Below are 25,449 nucleotides of genomic sequence, written 5' to 3' on the forward strand. Positions count from 1 at the left end.
TATGGAGATGTATATGCCAAGTGCAGTTAAAACATACTCACACAATGTTTATAGCCATTATAAAAGTGATTTTAACAGGCAAAGAGAAGTTAAGAACCATAATTTACTGTCCGCATGTTTATCAGCTATCGCTAATGTCCCTAAAAATATTAGCATTAGCAAAACCCTTCAAAAAACAACAGCAGATTTGGCGCGTAGTAATGCTAATCGTGTAGATATTCCGATACATTCGTTCAATAATAGAGGTATCATGACTCTAAATGAAAATCGTGTAAAATTTGAGGTAAACACAGCCTCAAATATGAATAGAGCCATAATAACCTTTGAAAATCGATACAAAACTGATTCCCTTAGCGGGAAAAATTTAGAGGCTTATAATGTTCTAAAAGACAAAATAAAGGAATTTAAAACCAATTTTGTTGCTCAGGTCGAAAATGGTAAAGCAGTTATTAACAGCGTAGAAACCTGTGCAGAAATGGTCGATGCTGATACAATAAATCCTGTTTTCAATGCAATGCTTAATAAATATACTAAATTGAATGAGTCACCGGTCAGACAGACTACAAATCTTGATGTTGATACTATCAGGACCTCTTTAGCTAACATATTGAACACCGAATATAGTACATCTGACATTAATATGGCAATTAGTGAGCAAGGTAATGCAGCAGGCCAAATTATCAAAAGATTTCTGTCGTCCTCTCGATCAGTGCATATCAGTGACGCTAGCATCGCCAGGCTTGAGCAACCTGCTTTTAATGAATATATGAATCAACGGCTTCAGGAGTTACCAGTAAGTGACCGCGAGCTGACATTATCCTTATATAAGGCTTTCACTACAAACTTAAATAAGAATATTTTGTTTGATAAGGATTTTACTTCTACTTTTTTCGGACAGGCTATTATAGTTGCAAATGATTTTGTAAAATCCTGTCATACTGAGACGGGCAGTTTTAAGGGGGAGGGCCGCGATAATTCAGTTAGAGTGGCTATTAATTCCACATATGAAAAATTTATTACATACGTTAAAACCACCTTCCCTGAAATTAATCCACCTGCATAGCATTTTCCTCGGGATATGACCATACTCCCACTATCGGCGGTAGTTTGGGGCTAATAAATAAAGGGTCACGATGTGACCCTTTTATCAATACAGGTAACTTACTTCAGGTATTCCCCACTGCGCAGCGCTTCAATACGTTTGTCCAACGGGGGGTGAGTCATAAACAGCTCACTCAACGATTTGGATTTACCGTTGATGCAGAACGCCATCATACTGGTCGCTTCCTGCGGCTCATAGCTGGTTTTCAGGCGCTGCAGCGCGGCGATCATTTTTTCACGCCCTACCAGTTTTGCAGAACCGGCATCCGCATGGAATTCACGATGACGAGAGAACCACATCGTAATAATGCTCGCCAGAATACCAAATACCAGCTCCAGTACCGTCGCTACCGCAAAGTAGATTAACGGGTTACCGTTGCTACCCTCTCCTTCATCGCGGTTACCGCCCATAAACCCAGCGGCAATCTGCGCCAGAATACGCGAGATAAAGATAACAAAGGTGTTCACCACACCCTGAATTAACGTCATGGTCACCATATCGCCATTAGCAATGTGGCTGATCTCATGCGCGATAACGGCTTCGGCTTCATCCGGGCTCATATTTTGCAACAGGCCAGTACTTACAGCCACCAGCGAGGCATCCCGGCGGGCACCGGTCGCAAACGCGTTAATATCTGGCGCGTGGTAGATTGCAACCTGCGGCATAGCGATCCCGGCCTGGCGGGCCTGATTCGCGACTGTATTCATCAGCCAGCGTTCTCTTTCATTACGCGGCTGCTCAATAACTTCCCCGCCAACGGACTTTAACGCCATCCATTTGGACATCAGCAGCGAAATGAAGGAACCACCAAAACCAAACAGCAGTGCCATGATCAACAAGCCTTGAACGCTGCTTGACTGGATCCCTGTCAGGCTCAATACCAGCCCGAAAACGACCATCACAGCCAGGTTCGTCAGCAGGAAGAGCGCGATTCGCATCATAATTTTCTTTTAACCTCAATTTAACAAAACGCACTATGCGATTACCCATATCGTATGGGTCTTACGGCTATTTTCAAGCATCCATAGGTGCTAAGTCACCAGAAAGACACAACTTTACATTTTATCGTATCAGACTGACGTCTTCATGCACTTGTTAAAAAAACAGGCACAATTTCTTGTGCCTGTTCGAGGTTATTGACTGGTTGCGGGCTGTTCCGCTGGCTTCTCTTTCTCAAGATGCGCCAGGTCGAGCGCGATTTTTACCGTTTCATCCAGGTACGGATCCGGCTCCTGGTAATCCTTCGGCAGATCGTCCAGTTTCTTCAATGGTGGTTTGCCTTCACGTTTAAACCGATCGTTGATACGCGCCAGACGCATTGCGTCATCTTCGTTATTCTCTTTTTCACGCTGAGCGTAATTCAGAGAAGCGATGTTGCGCTTATCCTTCATCGCATTGAAACGCGCAATGTCCTTCATGATGTACTGGAACTCAGGATCGTTCGCAATACGTGCATTGTGCTCTTTCAGCAATTCAGGTCCGAACGGCGTCAGATTATCTGACTTAGTGTAGGTCGCAGCATCAATGCTGTCCCACGGCAGTGCGTTATCTTCAAACTTCTCGCCAGTTTCAGTTTCTTCATTACCTGTCGGCATGATGATATCCGGCGTAACGCCCTTACGCTGCGTGCTGCCACCGTTTACGCGGTAGAATTTCTGGATCGTGTACTGAACAGAACCCAGCGCCGGCCATTCCGGACGCAGCATCTGATCGTAAATACGGTTCAGAGAACGATACTGCTGTACGGTCCCCTTACCAAACGTCGGTTCACCGACAATCAGTGCACGGCCGTAATCCTGCATTGCCGCAGCGAAAATCTCTGATGCCGAAGCACTGAAGCGGTCAACCAGTACCACCAGCGGACCTTTGTAGTAAACAACGCCATCAGTATCGCTGTCTTCGCGCACCTTGCCGTTGTTATCACGAACCTGAACCACCGGACCAGAAGGGATAAACAGACCGGAAAGCGAGACCGCTTCGGTCAGTGCGCCACCACCATTGGTACGCAGGTCGATAATCACGCTGCTGACATTCTGTTTTTCCAGTTTCTGCAGCTGAACTTTGACGTCATCCGTCAGGCCAACATAGAAACCAGGAATATCCAGTACGCCGACTTTTTCTTTACCAACGGTTTTCACCGACATTTTAACAGCGCGGTCTTCGAGACGAATGCGTTCACGCGTTAACGTGACGATGCGCGTCTTGGTTCCCTTACCGGCAGGCAGGATTTCGAGGCGAACTTTACTGCCTTTTGGTCCTTTGATCAGCGCGACAACATCATCCAGACGCCAGCCAATCACGTCGACCATACCTTTTCCGGTCTGGCCTACGCCGACAATACGGTCGCCAACACTTATCGCTTTGCTCTTGGCTGCCGGGCCGCCCGCAACCATGGAGTTAATGACGGTGTAGTCATCATCCATTTGCAGCACTGCGCCAATACCTTCAAGAGACAAGCTCATTTCCGTATTGAACTGTTCGGTATTGCGTGGAGAAAGATAGTTAGTATGCGGGTCGATTTCACGGGCAAAAGCCGTCATCGCCAGAGAAAACACATCTTCGCTATTGGTCTGCGCCAGACGGCGAATCGCAAACTTGTAGCGGCGCGTCAGCGTTTCGCGAATTTCAGCGTCGGTTTTACCGGTCAGCTTCAGGCTGAGTTCGTCAAATTTAACCTTGCCGTCCCACAGCGCATTTAGCTCTGCTTCGCTTTTCGGCCACGGAGCTTTACTCCGGTCGAGGTTAAAGTTGTCGTTACCGGTGAAATCCATTGGACGTGCCAGTACGCCTAATGCGTACTGATAACGTTCAAACCGGCGCTTTTGCGCCAGATTATAGAGATCGTAAAAGACATCCAGCTTACCGCTACGCAGTTCATCACCGAGGACGGTTTTCTTTTTTGCAAACTGTTCGATATCGCTCGCCAACAGCACGTTGTGGCTGTAGTCGAGCAGATTCAAATAGCGGTCAAAAATTTTCGCCGAAAACGCCTGATCCAGATCGAACTGGCGATAGTGTGAACGCGTAAAACGCGATGTCACACGTTCGCTTACCGTCGCATGCTGGGTTTCTTCCTTTAAAACGGGGATTTGATCGGCACGCGTGATGTCTTCCACAGCAAGTGCCTGGCCTGCAAATGCAAGCAGACCAGCTAACGCAGTAAGCCTAAAAAAAGTGTTCATGCCAGGCCTGGCCTCCGTTTCAGAACACCAGGTGTTCTGCGCGTACAATCAAAGACATACCCGAATTCAGCTGTACACGGACGCCATCTTTGGTGATTTCTAATACGGTGGCATCCATCGCATTATTACCTGCTTTCACCTTCAGAGACTGCCCTACCGTCAGCACTGAAATATCAGATACCGGAGTATGCTGTTCTTCACGAGGAGCACGCGGTGCTTTTGCTGCTGGTTTTTCAGCGCGAGGTTTACGCTCTGCGCCTTCCTTACGACGCGGAGCAGGACGCGGCTTGCGCTCGCGACGCGGTGCGTCTTCTTTTTCACCGGCAGCAGCGGCCGCTTCGCGTTTTTTCGCCTGTTGCTCTGCACGTTGCGCCTGAACGCGGGCTTTAGCTTCTTCCAGCTGTTTGCGTGCATGTTCAACGTGCTGCTCATCCAGCTCACCACAAGGGTTGCCGTCAAGATCGACACGCGTTGCGCCCAATTTAACGCCATACAGATAGCGCCAGCTTGAAGTATAGAGACGTAAGGCAGAGCGGAGCTGTGTCTTGCTGAGGTTCATTTCGCCCTCAACACGCTCTACCAGATCCTGAAAAATGCCAATTTTCAGTGGGCGCGCTTCGCCTTCCGCACTAAAACACTGCGGGAAGCGTTCGGCCAGAAACGCGATGACTTCTTTACTGCTATTCAACTTAGGTTGATTTTCCATGAAATTTCCTGATTACAACGGACGTAGCCAACAAGCGCAGGCATGAACAGGCGTCATTATAATGACGTCATCAGTAATTGCTACGTTATCCGTTGATTATCCTGCGACGGTCGCAAAGAATTTTTTGTAATCCGTCGTTGCAAGCACGGTTTCAAGCTGTGCCACAAGCGTCCGCAGACCCTGTTCATCTTCTTCTGTAAAGCGACCAAACGCTGTGCTATCAATGTCCAGCACGCCGATAATTTGATTCTCAACCGTAATCGGCAGAACGATTTCCGCATTGCTGGCGGCATCGCAAGCGATATGGCCATCAAAGGCATGCACGTCCTCTATACGCTGAACCTGGTTCTGCGCCACCGCAGTACCGCACACGCCGCGCCCTACCGGGATGCGTACGCAGGCGATTTTCCCCTGGAAGGGACCGAGCACCAGCGTAGTGTTCTCAAGCAGGTAAAAACCTGCCCAGTTCACTTCTGCAAGACGTTCGTACAATAACGCGCTGGTATTCGCCAACGTTGCCAGAAAACTGGTTTCACCTGCCATTAATGCCTGAAAATCACGGTTCAGATCCGTGTATAGCTCTATTTTGTTCATTATGTAATCACTTAGTTGTCTTACTTAAAACTGCAGCCTACTAAAATAAACATTAAATGCGTAAATGCTCAAGATCATTCCCATCATGGGTTAAGATAACATTACTTCAACACTTAATTCGCGATACATGGCCCTTACTCATCCACGCATCACGCCGACTAAAAAAATAGCGATCAGATCCATTGGTGAAGCGCTACCCCGTGCGCATTACCAACGATGCCCTGAATGTGACCTGCTGTTTAGCTTGCCGAAAATGCGTTCGCACCAAAGTGCATTCTGCCCACGCTGTGAGGCCAAAATTCGTGACGGCCGTGACTGGTCGTTAACGCGACTGGCAGCAATGGCTTTCACCATGCTGTTACTGATGCCCTTTGCGTGGGGAGAGCCGCTGCTGCACATCTATCTATTAGGCATACGCATTGACGCGAATGTGGTACAGGGCATCTGGCAGATGACCCGGCAAGGCGATCCGCTGACGGCATCCTTCGTGATGTTTTGCGTCATTGGCGCTCCCGTAATACTCGTTTCATCAATCGCTTATTTATGGTTTGGCAATATTCTCGGTATGAACCTGCGCCCAGTATTATTGATGCTGGAAAGGCTTAAAGAGTGGGTCATGCTTGATATCTATCTTGTCGGTATCGGCGTCGCCTCGATCAAAGTGCAGGACTACGCTTTTCTGCTGCCTGGAGTGGGACTCTATGCTTTTATTGCGCTGGTGATCCTGAGCATTTTGACGCTGTTGCACCTCAATGTTGAGCAATTATGGGAACGCTTTTATCCACAAAGGCCCGCACGCCGCCCCGACGGACAGCTTCGTGTTTGCCTCGGTTGTCACTTTACAGGTTATCCTGATGCCCGAGGCCGCTGTCCCCGTTGCCATATTCCATTACGCTGGCGCAGAAATCAGAGCATCCAAAAGTGCTGGGCAGCTCTGCTGGCCTCGATTGTCCTGTTGCTGCCTGCTAATCTGCTGCCCATCTCGGTAATTTATGTTAACGGTGCCCGCCAGGAAGACACTATCCTGACAGGCATCATGTCCCTGGCGAACAGCAACGTTGGTGTAGCAGCCATTGTTTTTATCGCCAGTATCCTGGTGCCCTTCACCAAAGTGATTGTGATGTTTACGTTGTTGTTCAGTATCCAGTTTAAATGTGAACAAGGGTTGCGCACCCGCATCCTGCTACTCCGTATGGTGACCTGGATTGGTCGCTGGTCGATGCTGGACTTGTTTGTTATCGCCTTAACCATGTCGCTGATAAATCGCGATCAGATACTTGCTTTTACTATGGGACCGGCTGCGTTTTATTTCGGTGCAGCGGTAATATTGACTATTCTTGCAGTGGAATGGCTGGACAGCCGCTTACTTTGGGATGCACATGAGTCAGGAAACGCCCGCTTCGCAGATTGAAGCGCAGATTAAAACAAAACGCCGTATCTCTCCGTTCTGGCTGCTGCCGTTCATCGCGCTGATGATTGCAGGATGGCTCATCTGGGGCAGCTATGAAGATCGTGGCAATACCGTGACCATCGACTTTATGTCCGCGGACGGTATTGTCCCAGGACGCACGCCCGTGCGCTATCAGGGTGTCGAAGTTGGCACGGTGCAGGATATCAGCCTGAGTAAAGATCTGCGCAAAATTGAAGTTCGAGTCAGCATTAAGTCCACCATGAAAGATGCCCTGCGCAAAGACACACAATTCTGGCTGGTCACGCCGAAGGCATCACTGGCGGGCGTTTCTGGTCTCGATGCACTGGTTGGTGGGAACTATATCGGGATGATGCCGGGCACCGGCGAGCCGGAAGATCATTTCGTCGCGCTCGACACGCAGCCAAAATATCGGCTGAATAATGGCGATTTGATGTTGCACCTGCAAGCATCCGACCTCGGTTCTCTCAACAGCGGTTCGTTGGTTTATTTCCGCAAGATCCCGGTAGGCCGGGTCTATGACTACACCATCAACCCCAATCATCAGGGTGTAACCATCGATGTACTGATTGAGCGCCGCTTTACCAATCTGGTGAAAAAAGGCAGTCGTTTCTGGAATGTGTCCGGCGTGAATGCGGATGTCAGCCTGAGCGGCGCAAAGGTAAAACTGGAAAGTCTGGCCGCGCTGGTCAATGGCGCCATAGCCTTTGACTCCCCAGAAGATTCACAACCTGCTGCCGCCGACGACACGTTTGGGTTATATCAGGATCTCGCCCACAGCCAACGTGGCGTGATCGTCAAACTGGAACTAACCAGCGGCGATGGCCTGAAGGCTGGATCAACCCCGCTGATGTATCAGGGCCTGGAAGTCGGTCAACTGACCAGGCTGGATTTGAATCCAGGCGGTAAAGTCACTGGTGAAATGACCGTCGACCCCAGCGTTGTAACGCTGCTGCGCGACGGCACGCGCATTGAGTTACAAAGCCCCAAATTATCATTAAACGATATGAGCCTGAGCTCGCTGTTAACAGGGAAAACGTTTGAACTGGTGCCCGGCGAAGGCGAGCCACGTAGCCAGTTTGTGGTGATCCCCGGTGAACAGTCCCTGCTTCATGATCCCGGCGTTATGACACTTACGCTGACCGCCCCGGAAAGTTACGGCATCGATGCTGGCCAGCCGCTGATCCTTCATGGCGTGCAGGTCGGTCAGGTTATCGAGCGTAAGCTATCAAGCGATGGCGTTTCATTTATCGTGGCTATCGAGCCGCAGCATCGTGCACTGGTGCAAGGTGACAGCAAATTCGTGGTTAATAGTCGTGTGGATGTCAAAGTGGGCATTGATGGCGTTGAGTTCCTTGGCGCCAGCGCCAGCGAATGGATAAGCGGCGGTATTCGCATTTTGCCTGGTACCAAAGGTGAAATGAAAAAAAGCTATCCACTGTATGCAAACCTCGAAAAAGCAATTGAGAACAGCCTGAGCGATCTGCCCACCACCACCGTCAGCCTGAGCGCCGAGACACTACCGGATGTGCAGGCCGGGTCAGTGGTGCTATACCGTAAATTCGACGTCGGTGAAGTCATTAGCGTACGCCCTCGTGCCGACGCGTTTGATATCGATCTGCATATCAAACCGGAATACCGCAATCTGTTAACCAGCAACAGCGTGTTCTGGGCTGAAGGTGGCGCAAAAGTTCAGCTTAACGGCAGCGGCCTGACCGTACAGGCATCTCCCCTGTCGCGGGCGCTAAAAGGGGCGATTAGCTTCGATAACCTGAGCGGTGCCAGCGCCAGCCAGCGCAAAGGCGACAAGCGTATTTTGTACGCGTCAGAGACCGCTGCACGTGCGGTAGGTGGACAGATTACTCTGCACGCATTCGACGCCGGGAAACTCGCCGCAGGGATGCCAATTCGCTACCTGGGGATTGATATTGGTCAGATCCAGACCCTTGAACTGCTCACCAGCCGTAACGAAGTGCAAGCCAAAGCGGTGTTGTACCCGGAATACGTACAGACCTTCGCGCGAAGCGGTACACGATTCTCGGTAATTACCCCGCAAATTTCGGCGGCAGGTGTAGAGCATCTGGATACTATCTTACAGCCATACATTAACGTGGAACCAGGGCGCGGTAACCCGCGCCGTGATTTTGAACTGCAGGAAGCGACGATTACTGATTCACGCTACCTTGATGGTCTGAGTATTGTGGTAGAAGCGCCAGAAGCAGGATCACTCAATATCGGTACTCCGGTTCTGTTCAGAGGTATTGAAGTGGGGACCGTCACGGGTCTGACGCTGGGTTCACTGTCCGATCGCGTGATGGTAGCCATGCGCATCAGTCAGCGCTACCAGCACCTGGTGCGCAATAACTCCGTGTTCTGGCTGGCATCCGGCTACAATCTCGATTTCGGCCTCACTGGCGGCGTCGTGAAGACCGGTACCTTCAATCAGTTCATTCGCGGTGGTATCGCGTTTGCCACCCCACCAGGTACGCCACTGGCGCCGAAAGCGCAGGCGGGTAAACACTTCCTGCTACTGGAGAGTGAGCCGAAAGAATGGCGTCAGTGGGGAACCGCCCTGCCACGCTAATCTTTTCCCTGCTCCGGCGTACTCGCGCCGGAGCGGTTAGCCTCGTCATACTTCAAGTAGGCGCGTAGTTGTCCTGCAACTCGAATTATTGAGGGTATATGCTACACTGCGCACCTGTTTTTTTGCCGGTGGTACCAAGTGGCTTATTTTCCTGACGCCTTTCTGACACAAATGCGTGAAGCAATGCCTTCCACGCTCTCTTTTGAAGATTTTCTCGCAGCCTGCCAGCGTCCATTACGCCGCAGTATCCGCATCAATACGCTGAAAATCTCCGTTGCTGATTTTCTCGACTTAACCGCGCCTTATGGCTGGTCACTCACTCCGGTTCCCTGGTGTGCTGAAGGCTTTTGGATTGAGCGCAACGATGAAGAGTCTGTACCGCTCGGCAGTACTGCTGAGCATTTAAGCGGTCTGTTTTATATTCAGGAAGCCAGCTCAATGCTGCCAGTCGCCGCGTTGTTTGCCGAAGGTAATACCCCGCAACGTGTCATGGATGTTGCGGCTGCCCCCGGTTCTAAAACCACGCAAATTGCCGCAAAAATGAATAATCAGGGCGCGATTCTGGCGAATGAGTTTTCCGCCAGTCGCGTCAAAGTTCTGCATGCCAATATCAGCCGTTGCGGGATAGCCAATGTCGCGCTCACCCATTTTGACGGCCGGGTATTTGGCGCAGCGTTGCCTGAATCCTTCGATGCCATTTTGCTGGACGCCCCATGTTCCGGCGAAGGCGTGATGCGTAAAGACCCCGATGCGCTAAAAAACTGGTCGCCAGAAAGTAATCTGGAAATAGCCGCAACTCAGCGCGAACTGCTCGACAGCGCCTTTCACGCTCTGCGCCCCGGCGGCACGTTGGTTTACTCGACCTGTACGCTTAACCGTGACGAAAATGAAAACGTCATGCAGTGGTTGATTGAGACTTACCCGGACGCCGTCGAGTTTCTTCCTCTGGGTGATTTATTTCCGGAGGCCGGACGCGCCCTGACACCTGAGGGATTCCTGCACGTGTTCCCACAAATTTATGACTGTGAAGGATTCTTTGTCGCGCGTTTGCGAAAAACAGCCCCTATCCCTGCACTGCCTGCGCCGAAATATAAGGTGGGAAATTTCCCCTTCAGCCCGCTGAAAAGCCGGGAAGCCGCACAAATCACCCAGGCTGCTACCGCCTGTGGATTGCAATGGCAAGACAATCTGCGCCTTTGGCAGCGTGATAAAGAAATTTGGTTATTCCCGACAGACATTGAACCGCTGATTGGTAAAGTCCGTTTTTCCCGCCTCGGGATTAAACTCGCTGAAACCCACAATAAGGGTTACCGCTGGCAGCATGAGGCAGTTATCGCCCTTGCTAACCCGGAACATCACAATGCGTTTGAACTGACGCTTGAAGAAGCGGAAGAGTGGTATCGTGGCAGAGATGTCTACCCACAAACCTCACCAACAACCGACGATGTACTGGTCACGTTCCAGCGTCAGCCGATTGGACTGGCAAAACGTATTGGATCACGGTTAAAGAACAGTTATCCACGCGATCTTGTCCGGGATGGAAAACTCTTTACAGGATAACGCACGTTTTTACTGGCGCTTTTGCCCACGTTGACTACGCTGAAAAATGGGCGGCTTAACTGGTCGTACCACAACCCGCAAATCAACGGAGAGCACGATGATGAAAACCAGTGTGCGCATTGGCGCTTTTGAAATCGACGACGCCGAGTTACATGGCGAATCGCCGGGGGACCGAACGTTAACCATTCCTTGTAAATCCGATCCGGATTTATGTATGCAACTGGACGCCTGGGATGCCGACACCAGCGTCCCGGCCCTTCTCAATGGAGAACATTCCGTTCTATTCCGCGAGCACTACGATCGTAAGTCAGATGCCTGGGTCATGCGCTTTGCCTGATTCAAAAAGAACCCGTCGCCAGACGGGTTATTTATTAGCGTTAAAACAATTGAATCTAAGTACGCAGGCGGAGAAGAAAGCGATGGTTCCCCCCGCAGCCAGCACGCTATAAGCGAGTTCCCAGCTTTGCGTTGAATCCATCACCACACCAAATGTTAAAGGCGCAAGAGACCCCACGCCAAATCCAAGCAGCGACCGCAATCCCATCACACTCCCCAGCTTTGCCTGAGGCACATTATCGGCAATCGCGGCAGATAAGACGCCTGAATCACCAAGAATGAAGAAACTCCCCATAAACGCGAACAATAATGTCCACCCCGCCCCCCAGGAAACCGATAATCCCATCAGGAGTGAACTCAACGCGCCAGCAGCGCCCATAAAAATCAACACCGATGCGCGATTAAAATAATCGGAGATTGCCCCTACAATCAGCGTCGAGAACATCCCCGATAAATGTACAGCACAGGCGACGATCAACCCGGTGGCCATCGGCTCCATCTGCCAGGCTTGCAGCGCATTCGTCACCAGGCTGGGGGTCCATGCCCAGCTCCCCAGTAACTCCCAGCAATGCGCAATATAACCTACCATCAGCAGTATTGCGCCGACCGACAGAACATGGCTCTTTGCCGATCCCCCCTGCTTCTGCGTCCTGTACATGTCTTCCTGATAGCCGGATAACGTCACTGAACCGGATACCGCGCCAACCAATGCGCCAGCGGCACATAAAGAGAACGCAAAGGAAGCTCCCCAGCGCAATGCTCCCCAGGCGGAGATAAATACAGACAGCAGGTAGCCAAACGAACCTGCGGCCAGGATCATCCCAACGGCAAGTCCACGTTTGGGCACGCTGTTCATGCCCATAGCCAACATCATCGCTGGCGTGTAGGCCCCACCCTGGGTCAATCCGACAAAGGCCATCATGACCAGAGCGGAGGAATAAGAGCGGGCAAAACAGGCAAAAAGCAATAAAGCGAGCACACCGAACCACGAGAAAATGAGATACACCTTGCGAGCCCCCAGATAGTCGCACAGCCAGGAGGCAGCAAATAAGGCGCAGGCGTTTGAAATACTAAATACCGTCTGTATTGTTCCCGCAGCGGCGGCGTCTATATGCCACTCTTCGCGTATTACCGGAAGTGCACCAGCAAAAGCCATTGTCCCCAGGCATGTTCCCGCCCGTCCAAGGCAAAACAAATTGAATGCTTTCACTAAAATTGCCTTCAGAAAAAGTGAATATCGATAATGAACCAGAGCGTTACGGGCCATGTTATGAGCAAGGGGAAGACGCTGACAAACGATCTTTATTGCGTCAATTGGTTGAGTTAAACTCAACCAATGACACGATTACTCTCGCTCCCCCATTTGCCGGCATTCGAAGCTGCTGCGCGTAGAAGCAGCTTCAGTGCGGCAGCTGATGAACTGTTTATCACCACAGGAGCAGTCAGCCGACATATCCGCGCACTGGAAGCACAACTGGGCGTACAACTGTTTTATCGTGCACACAAATCTGTCAGGCTGACGAGTGCCGGCGAGACCTTTTCCCGCGTTGCAACACGGTTACTCGATGAACTTGCGCAGGCAGAAAAAGAGGTCAGCGCTAACACCTTTTCGGGAAGGTTAACCATCCAGTGCCTGCCCACATTCGCCATGCACTGGCTAATGCCAAGACTGGCTGAGCTGAATGAAATCCACCCTGAACTCACCGTCGATGTCACCACCAGCATTGGTCCCGTTAGCTTCGCTTCTCCCTTTGATGTCGCGATTCGCCGGGATCCGGCACATTTTTCCGGGCTTAAACCTGTTCCATTTCTTCGGGAATCAAGCCTGCTGGTTTGTAGCCAGCAGTACCTGCACAGCCGACCTCTGGTCTCGCCAGATCAACTGGACGATCATATAAAAATTCAAATTCGTGCGCGTAACGATCTCTGGAAACGCTGGCATAGCCATTTCCCAAATGATCATAATGAAAGTAACCAGATTATCACGCTGGATCATACATTTGCGGCAATACAGGCGGCTGAAGATGGCTTGGGTTTGGCCGTAATGCCCTATTTATTCTGTGAAAAACACCTGAAAACAGGAAGGCTGGTTGCGCCATTTGGCGATTTGACTATCGATACCGGAACCTATTCTCTGCTGTGGAATGACAGGCAAGATGGGGCCGTAAGAAAATTTACCCACTGGTTACAATCTTTCGAATTGCCCGGTGAAACGTACCTGCCCTTCACGAATGAGTACACAGTGACGCGTTAACTTATTTCTCCCCGCCCCATTAACTGCAATTTCTTCTACACTATTGATACGGCAATACAATTTGAGGATGGAATGTTCACGCTGATTCTTTTTGTTTGCTACCTGGATGGCGGTTGTGAAGATATCGTGGTTGATGTCTACAATACAGAACGGCAGTGCTTAATTTCGATGGACGATCAGCGCATTCGCAACGGCGGATGCTTGCCGGCCGAAGACTATATCGACAGCTTCTGGCGTCCTGCTCAGGAATATAGTGATTTCTAATTATTGTAACTGCACCAACGTTAGCTCACCGCCAAATACCGCGCCAGTATCAATATAGTGCAGATTATCGCGATCAAGCCGATGGCGCAGGGGAGTATGGCCAAACCAAAAGTGATCTGCGCCATGAATTCCACTGCCTTTATTCATTAATCGCGCACGATCCCACAACACCCGTTGCAAATCGACCTCTTTTCGCCACAGATAAATATCATCCGGGTAATCGGCATGGGCAATCACGTGTACGCCATTCTGACAATGCAGTTCCAGAATCCACGGTAATTGCTGACAGGCTTCAAGAGCAAATCTTGCCGCGGGTTGTGCTGCCTGCGCAAACCACGAGCCCCCATTCATAAACCACAGCTGCAGATCCCCCGTTACCAGCGCATCCAACGCCATCTGCTCGTGATTCCCCCTGACCGCTATCATCCAGTTTCGGCGAAGCAACTGTAGACAGCGCAGACTATCAGGCCCACGATCGGTAACATCGCCGACAGAAACCAACAGATCGCGCCACGGATCAAACCGACACTGGCGCAATTTATCCATCAGCATAGAAAAACAGCCGTGAAGATCTCCCACGACCCAGATGTGACGCCAGTTTGTTCCTTCGACCCTCTGGTAGACGTTGTCAGACAGCCCCATATGACCTTCTACTCTCGGATATTGCCTGCCTATAACTTTAGCAATAGCGGCATGAAACGAGGAGTAAACCGCATACGACACGCGATGATTTGCGCAGGGTACGATTTGACATCACTACAAACTCTCTGCTGTCGATGTCATGCAGCCCAGAATAACTACGCTGTGGATGCTACCCACAATTCGCCTTTGCGATAGGGCTTTTTCACGTTTTAATAGTGTTACTATTATTCTGCCTGGTTGATCCGTTATTTCACTGATAGATCAACTGGTTTCAGTGGCTTCCGCAGTTCAGTATCATGAAAATCTTTATATCGTGGTTCGAGACGGGCAGATTCTGAAAGAATAACTCGATTATCCCGAAAGCTCAGATGGTCACTATCAAATAACTTATGAAAATCAGCAGCAAGTGCAATGCCATTTTCTACACTCGGTAAGCCTTTATTGGCATGGCTAATTATGTGGCAAGCTTCAACTGCCAAAGTACTGCCGGTAATTGCGCATTTATTGCCCCAATTCGACATCACCACTTTACGAAATTTTGCCTGCTCCCGGCGAATTTTAACCATGCGTAGACCGTCTTCCCTGCGAGCATATGTCCCCATTTGATAATCAGGTATTGCAATCAATAAACTGAGAACCGACACAATTTCTTCGCACAAAGGCGCTTCAAATGAAGCTCCCTGATGACAAAAATGTCGTTTAAAATTAGTCCATTCCTCTTTTCGCTTGCTGGGAGGGAGTTGTTCACCAACGAGCAATTCATCCACCGGAAGGAAAGTATCAAGAGTGGATAGGTCTTTCAGTTGAACTCGATATGGATAAGCGTTGTTTGGGTCCACAAAAGTATCAATAATTTCGAATAAGCCACACAACTGGAAGTCTCGCTTTCCAGAGAGTTTTTGAATAACAAAAAGGCGGTCACCAGGGGTCACTTGACGGGTTTTCCATTCCTGCCCAACCCCATACCCATTACTGTAGTCAAAATCTTTTGTATTTTTGGGTCCATGGTAAGCATAGAAATATTTCATCTTTTATTCCTTTTGAAATGCCAATAAAGAGTAATATCGACAATCCCACGATAAAACTTAACGTATAAATGCGGTACTGTGGACTGCTGCTGATGGCCGTCAACACCAGGGACATATCGACTGTTCTGGAAGGTTACGTACTCTGTCTGCAGGAAAGCATGGTCTCAAGTCTTCGCGCCAGAAAAGAGAACACAGAGGTTTTTGCTCAGAGACTGCTGGGGCAAAAAATTTAACAATAACCCAAAAATACCTGGACGCACGCGGTGCAGAATATGTTATGGTTTAGACAGGATATGGAAATTTCGAGTAATTTTCGTGGGATTTCGTGAAAGCACAGAAAAAACCCAACGAAAAACAAGCACATAAAAAGAGACCGAATACGATTCCTGTATTCGGTCCAGGGAAATGGCTCTTGGGAGAGAGCCGTGCGCTAAAAGTTGGCATTAATGCAGGCTAAGTTACCCTGCCATTTAAGAATAGATGACAGCGCCAGGTTTTCCAGTCCGCGACTAAAGTGGTCTGAAAAAAAGGGAGATTGTCACTCGCTACAATGTAAAAACCGCAAGTTCTCCTGTGAGATCCTTGCGGTTTTTTATTGGAAATCAGAGCACTACATCTGACAATTAACAGAGTTTTTCTGCGCGCTCGATAAACGGCGCAAGGCTCATTTTTTCGTCAGGTTTAGTCGGATCGTCAATCTGGATAACGTCGATCGGTTTTGCCGTGGTTTTACCGCTCTCAACCTGCTGTCTGGCAACATCATTCAGCGGGTATTGCACCAGCGTGCTGGGGTTGATGACATACAGCGCGTTGCCCGGACGGCAGGTCAGCATCACCTCTTCACGATTAAACGCCCATTTATCTTTGCCAACCTCAAAACGACTGACGGTAATAACCTGCGGCGCAGCCAGTGCCGCTCCCGAACTTGCCAGTAGCAATAAAGAGATAATGATTTTTTTCATACGTTTTGCCAGTCCATCAGAACGGTTCGAGGGTTGCAAACAGGCTGACAATTGCCAGCACAACAGCGCCTATACCCCATTCCAGCTTCGTCATCCAAATAAAATAGAGGGTCATGCAGCGGTTATCCTGCTGCATACGTGGAACAAGAACATACCGATTCACCAGCGCAATCGCCACCATTAGCATGACCAGGGCACATTTTAACAACAGCAGTCTCCCATAAGCCGCATGCCAGGGAACAGAAAAACCGACAATAAACAGCGCATTCATGATGCCGGTAAGCAACACGCCAATCACAAAAAGATGCCCATAGCGGGAGAAACGCATCATGGTGCTGATGGCCTGTTCTCGCCAGCGGCCATGCGCCATTCGCATACAGTAAAGTACGGGTAGCAGGCCACCGAACCAGGCGGCGGCGCATATCAGATGCAAGGCATGGTTAACCTGCTGGATTGCCCCAGTAATACCAGTATGCAGCGTCGCATGCCCGACGCCAGCCAGCAAAATAAACTGCGCAATCGTCAGCATTAACAGCCGTCGCGGCATGCTACGCGGTACGATAATAACCACCACCAGAGTGACCAGCGCGAGGATAATCTGCCATAACCAGACGCCGCCAAACTGCGTTTGCAACACCGCGCCCCATACATCTGTAGAGATAACATCCCGCCAGCCTGAGCCCATTAACCCACCCTGGATCGCCAGCATCAGCGTCGCGCTGATAAAGCTCCACGTTGCGGCATGCCGTTGCAGACGCAAAAAACGACGCATCATTAAACGGCGAACCGAAACGGGAGCCAGCCATGCGCCGTAAAGCGCACAACCAAACACCAGCATCAAAGTGGTAAAATGGATAAACCGTAATGCAACCCAGGTAAATGCCAGCATCGGTTATTTCACGCTAAAGGTATATTGCCCCTTCGTCTTGTGACCATCCACGGAAACAACGTGCCAGTCGACCGTATATTTTCCTGCTTCAAGTGTTTGATCAAGCGGAACAATCAGCTGTGTTTTGTCCTGCTCACTGCGTGACGCCTTGCCCGTTTTGATCTGCTCTTTGTTTGGACCTGTCAGCGTTGCACCGCTAAATCCTGGTTCCACGCCTTCAGAAAAATTCAGCGTCAACGCCTGAGGAGATGCCGCAACCTCGGCATTAGCCGCCGGGCTTTGTTTTGTGAGGTGGGCATGCGCCAGGGCGGCGGGCGTTGCCAGCACGCTGGCGAGTACGATGAGAGCGCTGCGAAGCATAGATGCAGATGAAGCCATTTCAACTATTCCTTTTTGTTATGTCTAATCTATAGAGAATAACCTTCTACAATGATCGAGTCGAGAATCATCATTTCAGGCTTGCCATTAATGCGCACTCTTAGTAACTTTTGCGCGCTAATGGAGAGATGAGGAAAAACGTATGAATATTAATCTGGCCAAACTTGAGCAAGCAGAAATGGATAAGGTTAACGTCGATCTCGCTGCGGCAGGTGTCGCATTTAAAGAGCGCTACAACATGCCTGTCGTTGCTGAAGTAGTCGAGCGTGAACAGCCTGCACATTTACGCGACTGGTTCCGTGAACGCCTGATCGCGCACCGTTTAGCTTCTGTTTCCCTGTCACGTTTACCTTACGAGCCTAAAGTTAAATAAACCTTATATTAAGTTACAATTCCTTACATGATGCCTGCTACAGTATAAGTACATTCTTAATCTACTATTTAAGGATGGTTGTAGACACTATGAAAAGGAAATCATTATGTCACACTGGAAAATTGCTGCAGCGCAGTACGAACCACTTCAACGATCATTAAGCGAACACGTCGCCCATCATTTGCAGTTCATTCAGGCAGCGGCTAAATGCCAATGCGAATTGTTGGTTTTTCCATCATTGTCCCTGTTGGGATGTGTGGACGAAGACGACGCTCTCCCAGCCCCACCTGATGAAGAGTTATTGCACCCCCTCGCCCACGCTGCGGCCACGTATCGTATGACCATCATTGCCGGGTTGTCGGTAGAGCATCACGATCGCTTTGTGAAGGGAATAGCGCTTTTCTCTCCCTGGATGACCTCGCCGTTAATGTTTCATCAAAGCCATGGCGCCTGTATCGCCAGGCAACAAAATGCCATCAGCGTTGTCGACAGTCAGCCGGAAGGTATTGATATCGACCCGACATTTTCGCTATTCACAACCTGTCAGTCCGTCAGCGAACCAGAACTGCTCTCTTCCGCTTCGCGCCTGCAAAGTTTTTCACATAAATTCGCCATTGCGGTGCTGATGGCCAATGCACGTGGCAGCAGCGCGTTGTGGGATGAAGGGGGTCGGTTAATTGTACGCGCAGACAGCGGTTCGTTACTGTTAACCGGACAACGCACGCCACGGGGTTGGCAAGGTGATATCATTCCATTACGCTAGTCGTTTTGGTCTGGAGCCCGGCATGTTGCGCATAATAGATACAGAAACCTGTGGTCTGCAGGGAGGCATTGTTGAGATTGCGTCTGTCGATGTCGTTGACGGAACGATCGTCAATCCCATGAGCCATCTGGTGCGTCCTGACCGTCCCATCAGTCCACAAGCCATGGCTATCCATCACATCACTGAAGCGATGGTAGCGGATAAACCGTGGATTGAAGACATCATCCCGCAGTATTACGGCAGCGAGTGGTACGTGGCGCATAACGCCAGTTTTGATCGGCGTGTGCTGCCCGAAATGCCAGGAGAATGGATTTGCACCATGAAGCTTTCCCGCCGTCTGTGGCCGGGGATCAAATACAGCAATATGGCGCTCTATAAATCCCGCAAGCTGAGCGTCCAGACGCCGTCTGGTCTGCACCACCACCGCGCGCTTTATGACTGCTACATCACAGCGGCACTGCTGATCGACATTATGAAGACGTCCGGCTGGACCCCGGAGCAAATGGCCGATGTCACCGGTCGTCCTGCGTTGCTAACCACATTTACCTTCGGAAAATACCGCGGGAAACCGGTATCTGAAGTCGCTGAACGCGATCCGGGCTATTTGCGCTGGCTGTTTAACAACCTTGACAATATGAGCCCGGAATTGCGCCTAACGCTGAAACACTATCTGGATAACGCCTGAGTTTACGCTTGTCCAGGCAGTGTTCCCTGCGCCAGCCCAATCAAAAACGCGTATTCCAGGGCCACACCTTCGTAAGATTTATAACGTCCGGATTTACCGCCGTGCCCGGAATCCATATCCGTGCAGAGTAACAGCAGATGGTCGTCCGTTTTCAGCTCACGCAGTTTTGCCACCCACTTTGCCGGTTCCCAGTATTGCACCTGGGAGTCGTGCAAGCCCGTTGTCACCAGCAGATGCGGATAAGCCTGCGCGGTAACATTGTCATACGGACTGTAGCTTTTCATGTAGGTGTAATACTCTTCCTCCTGCGGATTACCCCACTCTTCAAACTCACCAGTCGTCAGTGGAATTGACTCATCCAGCATTGTGGTCAGCACATCGACAAATGGCACCTGTGCAATGACGCCATGAAACAGTTCGGGGCGCTCATTGATGGCAACACCCATTAACATTCCTCCGGCGCTTCCTCCCATGCCATAACATAGCGAAGGCGCGCCATAGCCCATTTTTAGCAGTGCATCGCAGACGTCGAGATAATCATTGAAGGTATTTTTCTTATGCAGAAACTTACCGTCTTCGTACCACTGTTGCCCTAACTCACCGCCGCCACGGACATGGGCAATGGCATAAACAAAGCCGCGATCCAGCAGGCTCAAGCGGCTGCTGCTGAAATCGGCGTCCATGCTGGCGCCATACGAGCCATAGCCGTAAACCAGTAACGGATTTTTTCCTTTCAGGAAGTACTTTTGATGGTAAACCAGCGAAACCGGAACCTCGGTACCATCCCGCGCGGTGATCCATACGTGTTCGCTGCGGTAGTTCGCCGCATCAAATCCGGGAACCTCCGTCTGCTTGAGCACGCGACGCTCTCCGGTGTCCATATCCAGTTCAAACAGCGTATCCGGGGTGGTCATGGAGGAATAGCCATAACGCAGGCGCGAGGTCTCCGGCTCAGGGTTATAGGCAAGCCATGTCACATACGCCGGATCGTCAAAGGCGATACCGACCACTTCGCGCGTTTTACGATTGATCTGACGCAGACTGGTTAAGCCCCGCTGGCGCTCTTCCACCACCAGCCAGTCTGTGAACAGCGTAAACCCCTCCAGCATCACGTTGTCACGCGGAGGGATCAGCGTCTCCCAGACTTGCTCATCACGAACACGGGTACGGTACAGGCCGAAATTTTTCCCCTGACGGTTGGAGCGCAGATAAAAATTGTGCTGATAGTGATCGAGACTGTATTCGTGGTCTTTGCGTCGCGCTAAAAAGACCAGTGGCTCTGCATCAGCCAGTTCTGCATCAATGAGCAGAACCTCACTGGTGGTTGCACTCGCAATATGAATAACAACATAGTGCTGTGAGGTGGTTTTATGCAGACTGACATAAAACATATCATCGGCTTCTTCATATACCAGCTCATCCAGTGATGATGGCGAGCCTACGGTATGCCGCCAGACCTGATACGGCAGCAATGTGGTTTCATGCTTGCGGACATAATAGAAAGTCTGCGAGTCGTTGGCCCAGACTAATTCCGGCTCGACGTTTTCAAGTACCTCCGGGTACCAGTTACCCGTTTGTAAGTTGCGAAAACGCACGCCATATTGCCGGCGGGACAGATAATCCTCAGCCAGCGCCATAATGGTGTTATCCGGGGATATCGCCAGTCCTCCCAGCGTATAAAACTCACTGTGGGCCGCGCGCTGGTTACCATCCAACAAGGTGTCCCATTCATCCCACTCTTCACTGAAGGCAGACTGACGTTGATAAATGGCATATTCGCACCCCGGTTCATAGAGATGGCGATAGCGGTACCCATTTTTCACATACGGTGCAGACACATCCTGAGGGGGAATACGGTCGATAATCTCTTTCAGAACACGATCCTGCAAAGCTTGCTGCGAAGCCATCACCTGGCGGCCATATGCATTTTCTTGTTGCAGGTAATTCAGTACTTCTGGTTGCGAGCGGGTGTCATCTCGCAACCAGTAATAATTATCAACGCGGGTGTCGCCATGCTGCGTCATGGCGTGGGGAATACGAGGAGCTTTAGGTAGCATGTCATTGTTCTTTTGCTTAATCATCCTATAAGGGTGGCAAAAGTCAGCAATGATGCAAGCGAAACATGCGCCTTGGCGGTAACTATTTAACCCGGCAGGGCCTGTTTTTGTTCCTTAAGATCCTGCTCAATCCCTTCACGAACATCCTGCGGGATCTTCAACGCATCACCCAGCGCATTGAGATAACTGCGTTCCATAAAGTGGTCGATATCAATCGCCGTACAGCTCAGGAAGTAAATTTCTAGCGCTTCTTCTTCGTTACGGATCCCCTGAGCCAGACGCTGAGGATCGAGTGGTTGTTCAATCGCACGTTCAATCAGAATGCGGCCCTGCTCTTCCACGCCCGCTTCACGGAGCTGCTGCTCAATAGCGCTACGTTCTTTGGCATCAATATGGCCATCGCTTTTCGCCGCAAAAACCAGCGCCAGAATCAGGCGTTCGGTTCGCTCATCCAGCGGCGAGCTCTGCGCGCCAAACTGCGGCTCATCCTGATGCGCTGCGCGAACTTTATCCTTGTACTTGTTCCATAACACAGTCCCGGCAACCGCACCGCCGCCCACCAGAAGCGCGCTGGTGCCGTATTTACTCAGTAATTTACGAGAAGATTTGTTGGCAACCAGTAATCCTGCCAGACCGCCTAACGCGCCTGGAACGAGAAGTTTACTCAGCCCTTGCTCGCCAGAAGATGACGCGGAGGAACCCTTTTGCCCAAGAAGAGATTGTAGTTGATTTAGCCAGTTAGCCATTTTGCCCCTCAAGTACAGACGAATAATCATCAAAGCGTACCCGAGGGGATGTCAGGAAGTGTTCAGGTCATCAAAAGATGTGCAAATACCTCCGTTACTGCGGCTGATACTCCGCTGTTCCGGCTTTGCAGTCGACTTTTACCTGATAGTGAATATCCGCACTTTTACCGCGAACAGTCAGGGGTACTGACCATTTCCCGTCTTTGCCCGTAATATCGGGCGTGTTTACCCAGGCGACAGGATCGGCTTGCCCGACGCGCTTTTGATCGTCAGCCCAGCGCGCGATGCGATTTTGTTGATAATCACGTTTCACGCTCGCCGCAATACCGTTAGCGTCCAGTCCCTCACACTTGGGGAACTGGACGTTTTTGCTTTCCATATTTGCCGCAAATACAGATACGCTGGCAGACAGCAGCAGCAGGCTCAATAACGTTCTTTTTTTATACATTCTTTTCTCCTTAATCTCCCCTTCGTCATTCAGATTGCCTGTAGCAACGGGAAATAACGTCAGGGATTGCACAATGATTCAGGGAAAAGCATGGTACAAAATATCAGGAGCGCAAGTCGCTTCAGGCCGCCTGGGTATCATCCTCAGCGTGCGCGTCGTTGTCGACCACCTGTGGAGAAGGCAGCTTGCCGTTTTTGAGGATGGCGCTTAGCACATCTTTTTGCTCAGCCAGCCACAGGGAAAGCGCTTCGCGCTGCTCGTCTTCAAGCGCTACCGGCGATTGCTCCAGCCATGTATCGAGCAAATCCGCTGTATCCAGCATTTTGTCATACGCATCGGCTTCCTTTTTGCTGGTAAACGACATTTTTTCCTCACCTTCCCGAATGACTACGTATTTAACTTCAACCGCCATTTTGCAGCCTCTTAAATTACCTGTATTTATGTACAGTATATTCTTTTTAAGCCCTGAAATCAACCTGGTAATAAAGACAGACGCAAACGTTTTCGTATATACTGCACCCAGATAAAACAGGGGATTAATTTATGACGTTATTAGGCACAGCGCTGCGTCCAGCAGCAACGCGAGTGATGTTATTAGGTTCGGGAGAACTGGGTAAAGAGGTGGCAATTGAATGTCAACGCCTGGGTGTGGAAGTCATTGCCGTGGATCGTTACCCCGACGCGCCAGCGATGCACGTTGCTCATCGTTCCTACGTCATCAACATGTTGGATGGCGAAGCATTACGCCAGCTCGTCGAGCGTGAAAAACCACATTATATCGTGCCGGAAATTGAGGCGATCGCCACGGATATGCTGGTAAAACTGGAGCAGGAAGGCCAGCGTGTTGTGCCATGTGCAAGAGCAACGCAACTGACCATGAACCGGGAAGGAATCCGTCGCCTCGCCGCCGAAGAATTGTCTCTACCGACCTCTTCTTACCGCTTTGCTGACAGTGAAGTCCGCTTTCGCGAAGCCGTCGCTGAAATCGGCTATCCCTGCATCGTGAAACCGGTAATGAGTTCATCCGGTAAAGGCCAGAGCTTTATCCGTTCAGCCGAACAGCTCGCTGCAGCCTGGGACTATGCTCAACAGGGCGGTCGGGCTGGTGCCGGACGCGTTATCGTCGAAGGCGTAGTGAATTTTGATTTTGAAATCACACTGCTTACCGTCAGCGCCATTGACGGCGTACATTTCTGCGCACCGGTTGGACATCGTCAAGAAGATGGCGATTATCGTGAATCCTGGCAACCGCAGCAAATGAGTGAACTGGCACTGGCGCGCGCGCAGGAGATTGCCCGTAAGGTGGTGCTGGCGCTGGGAGGCCACGGACTGTTTGGGGTCGAACTGTTTGTCTGCGGTGATGAAGTGATTTTCAGCGAAGTCTCCCCTCGCCCTCACGACACGGGTATGGTGACGCTGATTTCTCAGGATCTGTCCGAGTTTGCCCTGCACGTGCGTGCATTCCTTGGTCTTCCCGTTGGCGCAATCCGCCAGTATGGGCCGTCAGCATCAGCGGTGATCCTGCCGCAGCTAAGCAGCCAAAACGTTACCTTTGATAATGTGGATGCTGCCGTTGGCGCGGGTTTGCAGATACGTCTGTTTGGTAAACCCGAAATCGACGGTACGCGTCGTTTAGGTGTCGTACTGGCAACTGCAGAAAGTGTTGAAGAAGCTGTTGATCGCGCAAAAAACGCGTCTTCACAGGTAAAAGTGACAGGTTAAAACCGGAGCCGTAGACCGGATGAGGCAGTAAAACCCCATCCGGCAAAGCCCGATATCGGCGCTAACGCCTCTTATCGGGCCTTCGGTTTACACGTTGATAGCTTACTGCTTCGCGCCTTCAACCGCTTCGCGAGCCAGTTTGGTGATACGATCGTAATCACCCGCTTCCAGCGCATCCGCCGGAACCAGCCAGGAACCGCCAATGCACAGTACGCTTTTCAGTGCCAGGTAGTCGCGGTAATTCGCTGGAGAGATACCACCGGTTGGGCAGAAACGGACCTGTGAGAACGGACCTGCAATCGCCTGCAGCGCTTTCGTACCGCCGTTCGCTTCAGCCGGGAAGAATTTGAACTCTTTCAAACCGTAGTCCATACCCAGCATCAGTTCAGAAACGGTGCTGATACCCGGGATCAACGGAATAGTGCCTTCAGTTGCGGCTTTCAGCAGCGGCTCGGTCAGACCCGGGCTGATGGCGAACTGTGCACCCGCTTCGGTGACTTCAGCCAGCTGTTGTGGATTCAGTACGGTACCCGCACCAACGATAGCATCCGGAACTTCTTTGGCGATCGCGCGAATGGCATCCATCGCACACGCGGTACGTAACGTCACTTCCAGAACGCGCACGCCCCCTGCAACTAACGCTTTTGCCATCGGCACAGCGTGTTCCAGTTTGTTAACCACAATAACCGGTACAACCGGGCCAGTGGTCAGGATTGCTTCTGCACTTGTCTTCCAGTTTTTCATC

At 50.7% G+C, this 25,449-nt stretch carries 26 protein-coding genes; 11 read left to right on the forward strand and 15 right to left on the reverse strand.

The window, feature by feature from the left end; genetic code table 11:
• The first annotated feature begins 13 nt into the window (after positions 1 to 13).
• Positions 14 to 1,063 carry a hypothetical protein gene (locus tag EHN13_RS04420; protein WP_101742238.1) on the forward strand — a complete coding sequence of 350 codons (1,050 nt, stop codon included), beginning with the start codon at positions 14 to 16 and terminating at the stop codon, positions 1,061 to 1,063.
• Between the two features lie 98 nt (positions 1,064 to 1,161).
• On the opposite strand, the gene htpX is transcribed toward EHN13_RS04420, so the two are convergent.
• The 4 genes from htpX to EHN13_RS04440 all read right to left on the reverse strand — a co-directional run bounded on the left by htpX (position 1,162) and on the right by EHN13_RS04440 (position 5,584).
• Positions 1,162 to 2,043, reverse strand: a complete 882-nt coding sequence (gene htpX / locus EHN13_RS04425) for a protease HtpX (protein WP_003034964.1) — start codon at positions 2,041 to 2,043, stop codon at positions 1,162 to 1,164.
• Positions 2,044 to 2,235: 192 nt separating this feature from the next.
• Positions 2,236 to 4,284 (reverse strand): carboxy terminal-processing peptidase, encoded by a 2,049-nt coding sequence (gene prc / locus EHN13_RS04430; RefSeq protein WP_115601881.1) that lies wholly within the window; start codon positions 4,282 to 4,284, stop codon positions 2,236 to 2,238.
• A 19-nt stretch (positions 4,285 to 4,303) separates the two neighbouring features.
• Complete coding sequence (proQ, locus tag EHN13_RS04435) at positions 4,304 to 4,990, reverse strand: RNA chaperone ProQ (protein ID WP_003833781.1); 687 nt, start codon at positions 4,988 to 4,990, stop codon at positions 4,304 to 4,306.
• 96 nt (positions 4,991 to 5,086) lie between these two features.
• The gene (locus tag EHN13_RS04440; RefSeq protein ID WP_048211393.1) at positions 5,087 to 5,584 is read right to left on the reverse strand and encodes a GAF domain-containing protein; all 498 of its coding nucleotides are present in this window, start codon (positions 5,582 to 5,584) and stop codon (positions 5,087 to 5,089) included.
• Between the two features lie 127 nt (positions 5,585 to 5,711).
• Here EHN13_RS04440 and yebS point away from each other — a divergent pair, with 127 nt between their 5' ends.
• From yebS to EHN13_RS04460, 4 genes are all read left to right on the forward strand, one after another.
• Positions 5,712 to 6,995 carry a membrane integrity lipid transport subunit YebS gene (gene yebS / locus EHN13_RS04445; protein WP_124020961.1) on the forward strand — a complete coding sequence of 428 codons (1,284 nt, stop codon included), beginning with the start codon at positions 5,712 to 5,714 and terminating at the stop codon, positions 6,993 to 6,995.
• Positions 6,964 to 9,597, forward strand: a complete 2,634-nt coding sequence (locus EHN13_RS04450) for a PqiB family protein (protein ID WP_167469979.1) — start codon at positions 6,964 to 6,966, stop codon at positions 9,595 to 9,597. The genes yebS and EHN13_RS04450 overlap by 32 nt, the downstream gene beginning before the upstream one ends.
• Before the next feature lie 138 nt (positions 9,598 to 9,735).
• The gene (gene rsmF, locus EHN13_RS04455) at positions 9,736 to 11,157 is read left to right on the forward strand and encodes a 16S rRNA (cytosine(1407)-C(5))-methyltransferase RsmF (RefSeq protein ID WP_269149345.1); all 1,422 of its coding nucleotides are present in this window, start codon (positions 9,736 to 9,738) and stop codon (positions 11,155 to 11,157) included.
• Between the two features lie 100 nt (positions 11,158 to 11,257).
• Positions 11,258 to 11,494 carry a YebV family protein gene (locus tag EHN13_RS04460; protein WP_101742234.1) on the forward strand — a complete coding sequence of 79 codons (237 nt, stop codon included), beginning with the start codon at positions 11,258 to 11,260 and terminating at the stop codon, positions 11,492 to 11,494.
• 27 nt (positions 11,495 to 11,521) lie between these two features.
• Here EHN13_RS04460 and EHN13_RS04465 read toward each other — a convergent pair whose 3' ends face one another.
• Positions 11,522 to 12,760 carry an MFS transporter gene (locus EHN13_RS04465; protein WP_124020964.1) on the reverse strand — a complete coding sequence of 413 codons (1,239 nt, stop codon included), beginning with the start codon at positions 12,758 to 12,760 and terminating at the stop codon, positions 11,522 to 11,524.
• A gap of 69 nt (positions 12,761 to 12,829) precedes the next feature.
• On the opposite strand from EHN13_RS04465, the gene EHN13_RS04470 reads away from it, so the two are divergent.
• Both EHN13_RS04470 and EHN13_RS04475 read left to right on the forward strand, forming a co-directional pair.
• Positions 12,830 to 13,747 carry a LysR substrate-binding domain-containing protein gene (locus EHN13_RS04470; protein WP_124020965.1) on the forward strand — a complete coding sequence of 306 codons (918 nt, stop codon included), beginning with the start codon at positions 12,830 to 12,832 and terminating at the stop codon, positions 13,745 to 13,747.
• A gap of 72 nt (positions 13,748 to 13,819) precedes the next feature.
• Entirely contained in the window at positions 13,820 to 14,011 is a 192-nt protein-coding gene (locus EHN13_RS04475; RefSeq protein ID WP_048211387.1) for a YdfD/YebW family protein, read from the forward strand.
• Here EHN13_RS04475 and pphA read toward each other — a convergent pair whose 3' ends face one another.
• The 5 genes from pphA to yobA form a co-directional block, all read right to left on the reverse strand.
• Positions 14,012 to 14,653 carry a protein-serine/threonine phosphatase gene (gene pphA / locus EHN13_RS04480; RefSeq protein WP_061068066.1) on the reverse strand — a complete coding sequence of 214 codons (642 nt, stop codon included), beginning with the start codon at positions 14,651 to 14,653 and terminating at the stop codon, positions 14,012 to 14,014. It abuts the gene before it with no gap.
• Positions 14,654 to 14,898: 245 nt separating this feature from the next.
• Positions 14,899 to 15,681 (reverse strand): HNH endonuclease, encoded by a 783-nt coding sequence (locus EHN13_RS04485; protein WP_124020966.1) that lies wholly within the window; start codon positions 15,679 to 15,681, stop codon positions 14,899 to 14,901.
• Between the two features lie 623 nt (positions 15,682 to 16,304).
• Entirely contained in the window at positions 16,305 to 16,643 is a 339-nt protein-coding gene (locus EHN13_RS04495; protein WP_124020967.1) for a YebY family protein, read from the reverse strand.
• A 16-nt stretch (positions 16,644 to 16,659) separates the two neighbouring features.
• Positions 16,660 to 17,532: a copper homeostasis membrane protein CopD gene (gene copD, locus EHN13_RS04500; RefSeq protein WP_124020968.1), complete on the reverse strand. Its 873-nt coding sequence runs from the start codon at positions 17,530 to 17,532 to the stop codon at positions 16,660 to 16,662.
• Between the two features lie 3 nt (positions 17,533 to 17,535).
• Positions 17,536 to 17,910, reverse strand: a complete 375-nt coding sequence (yobA, locus tag EHN13_RS04505; protein WP_044711069.1) for a CopC domain-containing protein YobA — start codon at positions 17,908 to 17,910, stop codon at positions 17,536 to 17,538.
• A 142-nt stretch (positions 17,911 to 18,052) separates the two neighbouring features.
• Between yobA and EHN13_RS04510 the strand changes: the two genes are divergently transcribed.
• The 3 genes from EHN13_RS04510 (at position 18,053) to exoX (ending at position 19,731) form a co-directional block, all read left to right on the forward strand.
• Positions 18,053 to 18,283, forward strand: coding sequence for a DNA polymerase III subunit theta (locus tag EHN13_RS04510; protein WP_005120732.1), 231 nt, complete (start codon positions 18,053 to 18,055; stop codon positions 18,281 to 18,283).
• 106 nt (positions 18,284 to 18,389) lie between these two features.
• A complete protein-coding gene (locus EHN13_RS04515; RefSeq protein WP_124020969.1) occupies positions 18,390 to 19,046 on the forward strand; it encodes a carbon-nitrogen hydrolase family protein in 657 nt (218 codons plus the stop codon).
• Positions 19,047 to 19,068: 22 nt separating this feature from the next.
• Positions 19,069 to 19,731 carry an exodeoxyribonuclease X gene (exoX, locus tag EHN13_RS04520; protein WP_061068071.1) on the forward strand — a complete coding sequence of 221 codons (663 nt, stop codon included), beginning with the start codon at positions 19,069 to 19,071 and terminating at the stop codon, positions 19,729 to 19,731.
• A gap of 2 nt (positions 19,732 to 19,733) precedes the next feature.
• Here exoX and ptrB read toward each other — a convergent pair whose 3' ends face one another.
• The 4 genes from ptrB to yebG form a co-directional block, all read right to left on the reverse strand.
• A complete protein-coding gene (gene ptrB, locus EHN13_RS04525; protein WP_197724093.1) occupies positions 19,734 to 21,788 on the reverse strand; it encodes an oligopeptidase B in 2,055 nt (684 codons plus the stop codon).
• An 86-nt stretch (positions 21,789 to 21,874) separates the two neighbouring features.
• Complete coding sequence (locus tag EHN13_RS04530) at positions 21,875 to 22,534, reverse strand: tellurite resistance TerB family protein (protein ID WP_124020971.1); 660 nt, start codon at positions 22,532 to 22,534, stop codon at positions 21,875 to 21,877.
• 94 nt (positions 22,535 to 22,628) lie between these two features.
• Complete coding sequence (gene yebF / locus EHN13_RS04535) at positions 22,629 to 22,982, reverse strand: protein YebF (protein ID WP_003034909.1); 354 nt, start codon at positions 22,980 to 22,982, stop codon at positions 22,629 to 22,631.
• Between the two features lie 121 nt (positions 22,983 to 23,103).
• Positions 23,104 to 23,394 carry a DNA damage-inducible protein YebG gene (gene yebG / locus EHN13_RS04540; RefSeq protein WP_048211378.1) on the reverse strand — a complete coding sequence of 97 codons (291 nt, stop codon included), beginning with the start codon at positions 23,392 to 23,394 and terminating at the stop codon, positions 23,104 to 23,106.
• Between the two features lie 131 nt (positions 23,395 to 23,525).
• Here yebG and purT point away from each other — a divergent pair, with 131 nt between their 5' ends.
• Entirely contained in the window at positions 23,526 to 24,704 is a 1,179-nt protein-coding gene (gene purT, locus EHN13_RS04545) for a formate-dependent phosphoribosylglycinamide formyltransferase (RefSeq protein ID WP_124020972.1), read from the forward strand.
• 102 nt (positions 24,705 to 24,806) lie between these two features.
• On the opposite strand, the gene kdgA is transcribed toward purT, so the two are convergent.
• Positions 24,807 to 25,448 carry a bifunctional 4-hydroxy-2-oxoglutarate aldolase/2-dehydro-3-deoxy-phosphogluconate aldolase gene (gene kdgA / locus EHN13_RS04550; protein ID WP_003034901.1) on the reverse strand — a complete coding sequence of 214 codons (642 nt, stop codon included), beginning with the start codon at positions 25,446 to 25,448 and terminating at the stop codon, positions 24,807 to 24,809.
• Position 25,449: the final 1 nt, after the last annotated feature.

The sequence above is a fragment of the Citrobacter youngae genome, from assembly GCF_003818115.1.
GTDB classification, from domain to species: Bacteria; Pseudomonadota; Gammaproteobacteria; order Enterobacterales; family Enterobacteriaceae; genus Citrobacter; species Citrobacter youngae.

Coding starts and splice junctions, on each gene's coding strand:
- exoX (WP_061068071.1), top strand. CDS start 19,069: ATGTTGCGCATAATAGATACAGAAACCTGTGGTCTGCAGGGAGGCATT.
- purT (WP_124020972.1), top strand. CDS start 23,526: ATGACGTTATTAGGCACAGCGCTGCGTCCAGCAGCAACGCGAGTGATG.
- EHN13_RS04515 (WP_124020969.1), top strand. CDS start 18,390: ATGTCACACTGGAAAATTGCTGCAGCGCAGTACGAACCACTTCAACGA.
- yebG (WP_048211378.1), bottom strand. CDS start 23,394: ATGGCGGTTGAAGTTAAATACGTAGTCATTCGGGAAGGTGAGGAAAAA.
- EHN13_RS04530 (WP_124020971.1), bottom strand. CDS start 22,534: ATGGCTAACTGGCTAAATCAACTACAATCTCTTCTTGGGCAAAAGGGT.
- proQ (WP_003833781.1), bottom strand. CDS start 4,990: ATGGAAAATCAACCTAAGTTGAATAGCAGTAAAGAAGTCATCGCGTTT.
- EHN13_RS04420 (WP_101742238.1), top strand. CDS start 14: ATGCCAAGTGCAGTTAAAACATACTCACACAATGTTTATAGCCATTAT.
- yebF (WP_003034909.1), bottom strand. CDS start 22,982: ATGTATAAAAAAAGAACGTTATTGAGCCTGCTGCTGCTGTCTGCCAGC.
- pphA (WP_061068066.1), bottom strand. CDS start 14,653: ATGGGGCTGTCTGACAACGTCTACCAGAGGGTCGAAGGAACAAACTGG.
- EHN13_RS04460 (WP_101742234.1), top strand. CDS start 11,258: ATGAAAACCAGTGTGCGCATTGGCGCTTTTGAAATCGACGACGCCGAG.
- EHN13_RS04510 (WP_005120732.1), top strand. CDS start 18,053: ATGAATATTAATCTGGCCAAACTTGAGCAAGCAGAAATGGATAAGGTT.
- yobA (WP_044711069.1), bottom strand. CDS start 17,910: ATGGCTTCATCTGCATCTATGCTTCGCAGCGCTCTCATCGTACTCGCC.
- EHN13_RS04465 (WP_124020964.1), bottom strand. CDS start 12,760: ATGGCCCGTAACGCTCTGGTTCATTATCGATATTCACTTTTTCTGAAG.
- EHN13_RS04475 (WP_048211387.1), top strand. CDS start 13,820: ATGTTCACGCTGATTCTTTTTGTTTGCTACCTGGATGGCGGTTGTGAA.
- EHN13_RS04495 (WP_124020967.1), bottom strand. CDS start 16,643: ATGAAAAAAATCATTATCTCTTTATTGCTACTGGCAAGTTCGGGAGCG.
- kdgA (WP_003034901.1), bottom strand. CDS start 25,448: ATGAAAAACTGGAAGACAAGTGCAGAAGCAATCCTGACCACTGGCCCG.
- EHN13_RS04450 (WP_167469979.1), top strand. CDS start 6,964: ATGAGTCAGGAAACGCCCGCTTCGCAGATTGAAGCGCAGATTAAAACA.
- htpX (WP_003034964.1), bottom strand. CDS start 2,043: ATGATGCGAATCGCGCTCTTCCTGCTGACGAACCTGGCTGTGATGGTC.
- copD (WP_124020968.1), bottom strand. CDS start 17,532: ATGCTGGCATTTACCTGGGTTGCATTACGGTTTATCCATTTTACCACT.
- yebS (WP_124020961.1), top strand. CDS start 5,712: ATGGCCCTTACTCATCCACGCATCACGCCGACTAAAAAAATAGCGATC.
- EHN13_RS04485 (WP_124020966.1), bottom strand. CDS start 15,681: ATGAAATATTTCTATGCTTACCATGGACCCAAAAATACAAAAGATTTT.
- EHN13_RS04470 (WP_124020965.1), top strand. CDS start 12,830: ATGACACGATTACTCTCGCTCCCCCATTTGCCGGCATTCGAAGCTGCT.
- ptrB (WP_197724093.1), bottom strand. CDS start 21,788: ATGCTACCTAAAGCTCCTCGTATTCCCCACGCCATGACGCAGCATGGC.
- EHN13_RS04440 (WP_048211393.1), bottom strand. CDS start 5,584: ATGAACAAAATAGAGCTATACACGGATCTGAACCGTGATTTTCAGGCA.
- prc (WP_115601881.1), bottom strand. CDS start 4,284: ATGAACACTTTTTTTAGGCTTACTGCGTTAGCTGGTCTGCTTGCATTT.